The organism is Streptomyces sp. NPDC031497, assembly GCF_055580905.1.
Map to the genome: position 1 here is coordinate 80,886 of NZ_JBVIKO010000037.1, position 6,704 is coordinate 87,589.

At 72.5% G+C, this 6,704-nt stretch carries 6 protein-coding genes and 1 pseudogene; 4 read left to right on the top strand and 3 right to left on the bottom strand.

Features of this window, described 5'->3' with window-relative positions; genetic code table 11:
- Positions 1-9: 9 nt before the first annotated feature.
- The gene (locus ACZ5K7_RS44165) at positions 10-1,029 is read right to left on the bottom strand and encodes an aldo/keto reductase (RefSeq protein WP_468923394.1); all 1,020 of its coding nucleotides are present in this window, start codon (positions 1,027-1,029) and stop codon (positions 10-12) included.
- A 147-nt stretch (positions 1,030-1,176) separates the two neighbouring features.
- Here ACZ5K7_RS44165 and ACZ5K7_RS44170 point away from each other — a divergent pair, with 147 nt between their 5' ends.
- The 3 genes from ACZ5K7_RS44170 (at position 1,177) to ACZ5K7_RS44180 (ending at position 4,103) form a co-directional block, all read left to right on the top strand.
- A complete protein-coding gene (locus ACZ5K7_RS44170; protein ID WP_351696214.1) occupies positions 1,177-1,752 on the top strand; it encodes a TetR/AcrR family transcriptional regulator in 576 nt (191 codons plus the stop codon).
- Between the two features lie 10 nt (positions 1,753-1,762).
- Positions 1,763-3,259, top strand: a complete 1,497-nt coding sequence (locus ACZ5K7_RS44175) for an RNA polymerase subunit sigma-70 (protein ID WP_468923398.1) — start codon at positions 1,763-1,765, stop codon at positions 3,257-3,259.
- A gap of 73 nt (positions 3,260-3,332) precedes the next feature.
- The gene (locus ACZ5K7_RS44180) at positions 3,333-4,103 is read left to right on the top strand and encodes an SDR family NAD(P)-dependent oxidoreductase (RefSeq protein WP_351696210.1); all 771 of its coding nucleotides are present in this window, start codon (positions 3,333-3,335) and stop codon (positions 4,101-4,103) included.
- 313 nt (positions 4,104-4,416) lie between these two features.
- Here the strand turns inward: ACZ5K7_RS44180 and ACZ5K7_RS44185 are convergent, their stop codons facing one another.
- Both ACZ5K7_RS44185 and ACZ5K7_RS44190 read right to left on the bottom strand, forming a co-directional pair.
- Positions 4,417-5,160, bottom strand: coding sequence for an alpha/beta hydrolase (locus ACZ5K7_RS44185; RefSeq protein WP_468923403.1), 744 nt, complete (start codon positions 5,158-5,160; stop codon positions 4,417-4,419).
- Positions 5,161-5,420: 260 nt separating this feature from the next.
- Entirely contained in the window at positions 5,421-6,281 is an 861-nt protein-coding gene (locus ACZ5K7_RS44190) for an LLM class F420-dependent oxidoreductase (protein ID WP_468923406.1), read from the bottom strand.
- Between the two features lie 109 nt (positions 6,282-6,390).
- Here ACZ5K7_RS44190 and ACZ5K7_RS44195 point away from each other — a divergent pair.
- Positions 6,391-6,510, top strand: a pseudogene (locus tag ACZ5K7_RS44195) (right-handed parallel beta-helix repeat-containing protein); the annotation flags it as partial.
- Positions 6,511-6,704: the final 194 nt, after the last annotated feature.

Genomic DNA, 6,704 nt, shown 5'->3' on the forward strand with positions numbered 1-6,704 from the left:
CCCGGAGGGTCAGCGGCGGCGCAGTGCCGGGTCGAGCAGGGCGGGCGGGGTGTCGTACTTCTCGTGGGCGGCCAGGTCGGTGCCGGGGGCGACGATCGCGTCGATCGCGTCCAGGACGTCGGCGGAGAGCACGGTGTCGGCGGCGGCGAGCTGGGAGTCCAGGTGGTCCTGGGTACGGGGGCCGATGAGGGCGCTGGTGACGGCGGGGTGCGCGGTGACGAAGCCGAGCGCGAGTTGGACCAGGGTCAGTCCGGCCTCCTCGGCGACGGCGGCGAGCCGCTCCACGGCGTCGAGCCGGGCCTGGTTGGCGGGCAGAGCGAGGTCGAAGCGGTCAGGAAGGATCCTGGACCGGCTGGTGGTGATGTCCCTGCCCTTGCGCACGGCGCCCGACAGCCAGCCCGACGCCAGCGGGCTCCACGCCAGCACGCCCATCCCGTACTCCTGCGTCACCGGCAGCACATGGGCCTCGATGCCGCGCTGGAGGAGGCTGTAGCTGGGCTGTTCGGTGACATACCGGCTCACGTGGTGCTCGCGCGCCGCCCACTGGCCCTGCACGATCCGGTAGGCCGGGAAGGTCGAGGAACCGAAGGAGCGGATCTTGCCCGCGCGTTGCAGATCGGTCAGCGCCGACAGGGTCTCCTCGTCACTCGTGGCCGGGTCCCAGCGGTGTATCTGATAGAGGTCCACATGGTCGACGCCGAGCCGGACCAGGCTGTTCTCCAGCTCGGTGACCAGCCACCGCCGTGAACCGCCGCGGTGATTGCGCTCGTCACCCATCGGCATGCCCGCCTTCGTGGCCAGCACGAGGTCGTCACGGCGGCCGGCGATCGCCTTGCCGACCATCTCCTCCGACTCGCCCTGCCCGTACATGTCGGCGGTGTCGATCAGGTTGATCCCGGCGTCCAGGGCGGCGTCGACGAGTGCCGTCGCCTCCTCCTGCGTGGTGCGTCCGATCGCGCCGAAGTTCATCGCGCCGAGCGCGAGCGCGCTGACCTGCACACCGGTACGGCCCAAGGTGCGGTACTGCATGACCGAGTCTCCTCACATGACGCAACATGACCTACGGACAAGCGGGACGTCGTCCCGTTTCATGTCTTCGACGATACGGAACGATGTCCCGTTTAGCAACGCCCCGATAGGGTGACAGCGGAGGGAGCACACGATGAGGAACGCACGATGAAGGACGAGGAGCAGGCGGTCCGGCCCCGCCGGGCGGACGCCCGACGCAACGAGATGACCCTGCTGGAAGCGGCCGCGGCGGCGTTCGTCGCGTCGGGTGTGGAGGCACCGGTACGCGACATCGCGACCCGGGCGGGCGTCGGCACGGCGACGATCTACCGGCACTTCCCGACCCGCGCGGACCTGATCATCGCCGTCTACCGGCACCAGGTGGAGGCCTGCGCCGAGGCCGGCCCGGCCCTGCTGGCCGACGCGCCGAGCCCGTACGACGCGCTGCGCCGGTGGATCGACCTCTTCGTGGACTTCCTGGTCACCAAGCACGGCCTCGCCGCGGCCCTGCGCTCCGACCAGACGGGCTTCGACGCCCTCCACGCCTACTTCCTGGACCGCCTGGTCCCGGTCTGCACCCGGCTCCTCGACGCGGCGACCGAGTCCGGCGAGATCCACACCGACCTGGCCGCGATCGAGCTGATGCGCGGCGTCGGCAACCTCTGCATCGGCGCGGAGAACGATCCCGGCTACGACGCCCGCCGTCTCGTCGCCCTTCTCGTCACGGGGCTGGGCCGGCCATAAGGTGCCGGGCATGAAAGGCAGTTGCGGCGTCTGCGGCCGGCCGATCGAGAGCGGGGGCGGCCCCGGCCGGACCGCCTCGTACTGCTCCCAGGCCTGCCGCCAGCGGGCCTACCGGGAACGACGCCGGACCGGCGGCGTGCCACCGGCCAGGGAACTGCTCTCGGACCTCGGGGACCGGCTGGGGCGGGTACGGCTGGCACCCGGAACCGCGTTCCACGCGGACGTGGAGGGCCTCACCACCCGCTTCGCACAGCTACGACGCCTCGCCCGGGAGGCGGGGCAGGAGCCCACCCCGGACGCCGTCGAAGCCGACGAGGCGGCAAGCGTCACGGCCGCGGCCGCCGGCGCGAAAGACGTCACGCTCCCCGACCTGGAAAACGTCACGCCCGCCGACCTCGAAGTCGTCACGAACGCCGGCGCCGAAATCGTCACGCGCCCCGCGCCGGAAGGCGTCACGTCCGTGCCGGAAAACGTCACGCCCGTCGCCGTGACGCTTTTCGACGACGGGGCCGGGGCGGGCTCGGGGGACGACTCCTTCACCGTCCTCGTCGAAGGGCACCGGCGCGAACTGCGCGTGCACTGCTATCGCCTGCTCGGGTCCTACGACGAGGCCGAGGACCTCACCCAGGAGACGTTCCTGCGGGCCTGGCGGGCCAAGGAGACCCTGAACGGTGTCGACAACGCCCGCGCCTGGCTGTACCGGATCGCCACCAACCTGTGCCTGGACTTCCTGCGCGGACAGAACCGGCGCCCAGTCCCCTACCAACCCGTGCCGGGCATGGACTCGGGCGACGGTCCCCCGCCTCCCCGTATGCCCTGGCTGCAGCCGTTCCCCGACGACCAGTTGCCCGAGCGGGCCGCGCCGCAGCACGAGCCCGACGCGCAGGCCGTGGCCGGTGAGACCCTCGAACTGGTCTTCCTCACCGCCATCCAGCAACTCCCGCCCCGCCAGCGGGCCGCGGTGATACTGCGCGATGTCGTCGGCTGGTCGGCGCAGGAGACCGCCGACCTGCTCGGCGCGAGCGTGGCCTCGGCCAACAGCGCGGTGCAGCGCGGCCGTTCGGCCCTGCGGGAGGCGCTTCCCGGCAGCCGGGAGGACTGGTCGGCCCCGGCGACCGCACCCAGCGCCACGGACCTGACCCTGCTCCAGCGCTACCTGGAGGCCGCCGCCCGCGCCGACATCGACGCCATGGTCGACCTCGTACGCGAGGACGCGGTGCTCACCATGCCCCCGAACCCGTTCTGGTTCACCTCCCGCGACGCGCTCTTCGGCTTCGTCCGCCCCAACCTCGACCCGGCGTCCCCGACGTTCGCCGGCCACTGGCGCCACCTGCCCGTACGCGCCAACGGCCAGCCCGCCGTGGCCGGTTACCTGCAACGACCCGGGACCAGCGTCTTCCGCGCCCAGCTCATCGACGTACTGCGGATCGAGGACGGCCGGATCGCCGAGATCACCACCTTCGAGCCCCATCTGTTCCCGGCCTTCGGACTGCCGATGACTCTCTGAGTCGATGAGTTCACGGCTGCCGCGCGTCCTATCAGCGACGGACATTCACGAAGCCGAACGGAGCTCACCAGTCATGTTGCTGAAGGACAAGGTCGCGGTCGTGTACGGCGGAGCCGGTGCGCTCGGGGCCGGGGTGGCACGGGAGTACGCGCGGGCCGGGGCGCGGGTGTTCCTGGCCGGGCGTACGGAGGCCACGCTGCGGGAGGCCGCGGCCGGGACCGGCGCCGAGTTCGACGTGGTCGACGCCGAGGACGAGGCCGCCGTCGAGGCGCACGCGTCCGCCGTGGTCGAGCGGGCGGGCCGGATCGACGTCTCCCTCAACCTCGTACCGCGCGGAGACCTCCAGGGCGTCCCGCTGACCGAGATGTCGGTCGAGGACTACACCCGGCCGGTGGCGCGGGGCATCGCCTGCCAGTTCATCACCGCCCGCGCGGCCGCCCGCCGGATGGCCGCGCAGGGTTCGGGCGTGATCCTCGCCCTGAACAGCGGTTCCCACAACGGCACCCCGATGCTCGGCGGCACCGGCGCGGCCGACGGCGCGATCGACGCGCTGATCCGGCAGCTCGCCCAGGAGGTCGGCCCGTCCGGCGTCCGGGTCTGCGGGATCTGGACCGCCGGGGTCACCGACACGCTCACGCCGGAGAAGCTGAGCGCGGCGGGCGCCCCGGCGATGGACGAGGCGGCGGTAGCCGGTATCCGCGCCCATCTGGACTCGCTGCGGATGACGAAGCGTTCCCCGCGGATCGCGGACATCGCGGCGCTGGCGACGTTCCTCGCCTCGGACGCCGGGGCCGCCCTCACGGGCACCTGGGTCAACGCGACCGCCGGGATGTTCCCCAGCTGACGCCGGTGCCAGGGGTGGACGTGGCCCCACGCCGGGTTCGGAGTGAAGCCGCCGACCTGTCCTGCTCGCATGGCAGGCGGAATCGCGGGACCACCGGATCGCGGAACTCCCTGATCTCACCCGCACCGTGAAGCACAGTGGTCGTTCGGGTCGGGCGACACCGTCCCCGACGGCAGTGCGGCGTCGGGGACGGGTCGTCAAGGCCTGAACGGCGGCGCCGGCCGGGGACTTCCGTCCGGCGGGCTGTTCGCCGGACGTCCCGCCGTCACGGCCGGCACCGCCTACCGGCCGCTGCCGGCCCGAACGCCTCGCCTTATTTCAGGTGCCGGGCGAAGAACCGGGCCGCGGGGTCCCCCGCGAACTGCGGGACGCCGGTGTGCCCGCCCATGTTGGCGTGCAGCGTCTTCTCCTTGGAGCCGAAGGCGTCGAACAGGTCCAGGGACGCCTGCCGGTCGTTCCCTTCGTCGTCCCACTGCAGCAGGACGTGCAGCGGAATGGTGACCCGCCGGGCCTCCTCGAACATGGCCGCGGGCACGAGACTCCCGGCGAACAGAACGGCGGCCGAGATGCGCGGCTCGACCACCGCGAGCCGGATGCCGACGGACATCACTCCCCCCGAGTACCCGACCGAGCCGCCGATCTCGGGCAGCGACAGGACGGAGTCCAGTGCGGTCTGCCATTCCGGGACCGCCTTTTCGACGAGCGGGAGTACGAGTGCGTCGATGATCTCGTCGCCGACCGGCTCGCCGGCCTCCATGGCCCGGCGCAGGTCGGCGCGGGCCTGCTCGACGGCGGCCCAACGGGGCCGGTCACCGCTCCCGGGGAGCTCGATGGTGGCCGCGGCGAAGCCGTCCGCCGCGGCCTGCTGGGCGCGCCCCGCCAGCCGGGGGTACATCCTGCGCAGTCCGAGCGGAGGGTGGCCGAGGAGGATCAGCGGCGCCGGTGCGGACGCGGACGCGGATGCGGGCGTCCACAGGATGCCGGGGATCTCGCCGCCGAGGGTGAATTCGCGTTCGAGGACGCCGTCGTCGAGGCGTTGTTCGGAAGTGAAGTGCATGGTCGTGCCCTTTCGGGAGGCGCAGAGCGGCGCTCCCGGACGACCTATCGCCCGACCGTGACCCCGGAGGAGAGCACCCATGTCGATACTGTGTTCACGGGTACCACCTCCTCGTTCTCTCGCACGGCCTCCGGAAAAGTAGCAGTGGCCGCCGTGGTCCGCCAACGGGTTTTCGCGGAGACGCCGCGGCCGGATGCCGCGACTGCGCCGGCACGGCCGGAACGCGGCACCCCGCGGCGGCTCCGCTGCTTCCGCGTCCCTCAGCCGGCCAGCCCCAGCGCCTCCGCCAGTGCCCGGTACCCCGGCAACGGGTCGGTGTCCGCGGGGTGCAGCAGCTGGAGCGCCACATGGTCGGCGCCCGCCTTCTGGTGGGCGCGGACGCCCTCCGCCACCCGGGCCGCGTCGCCGTTCAGGATCAGGGCGTCGAAGAGGCGGTCGCTGCCGCCGTCCGCGAAGTCGGTGTCGTCGAAGCCCAGGCGGCGGAGGTTGGCCAGGTAGTTGGACAGGTTCAGGTAGGCACCGAGGGTGCCGTCGCCGACGGCTCGGGCCCGGGTGCGGTCCGTCTCCAGGACCACCTTCTGCTCGGGGGCCAGGATCGGTCCGGTGCCGAGGATCTCGCGTGCCTGGCGGGTGTGGTCCGGGGTGACGAGGTACGGGTGCGCGGCTGCCGTGCGGTCGGCGGCCAGGCGCAGTACCCGGGGGCCGAGGGCCGCCAGGGCGCGGCGCGCCACCGGGACGCCGGCCTCGTCGAGGACGTCCAGGTAGTCGTTCAGGGCCTGGTACGGCCGTACGAACTCCTTGGTCGCCTCCGGGTGACCCGCGCCGATGCCCAGCAGGAAGCGGTCCGCGTGTCGCTCGGCGATACGGCGGTACGAGCGGGCCACCCGGTCGGCCGGGTTGGACCAGATGTTCACGATGCCGGTGGCGAGGACCAGCGTGTCGGTGGCGTCGAGCAGGCGCTCGACCTCGGCCAGGTCCGGGTCGGTCACGTTGCCGAGCCACAGCGTGCCGTAGCCCAGGCGTTCCAGCTCGACCGCGAGGCCGGGCCCGGTGTCCTCATGGCGCCACACGCCGATGGCGCCGAGCTGGATCTTGTCCGTCTTGTCCACAGTCTCGTTCATACCAGGCTCAACCGGCGGGCGGCGGCCGCCATTCCGATCGCCATCGAAATAACCCCCACCAGACCCCTCGGTGATCACATCTCTGGACTTCCCTTGCCTACATGGCCCCCAGCTCTGGACCGGTACGAACGGCTCCCGGTGCTCCTCCTACGCGGGCGCCCTCGGCTGGTCCTTCGCGTCGAGCGGCAAGCTGAACGGCACCTTCGGCGGCAGCGTCGTCAACCCGTAGGCCCCACCGTGGGGGGGGGGGGGGGGAAAGGGGGGGGGGGGGGGGGGGGGGGGGGGGGGGGAGGGGGGGGGTGGGGGGGGGGGAGGGGGGGGGGGGGGGGAAGGGGGGGGGGGGGGGGGAAGGGGCAGAAGGGGGGGTATCGATCGTGGTCGCGTGGGGCGAGGCACTGGCGGGGACAGGAAAGCGGTTGGTAG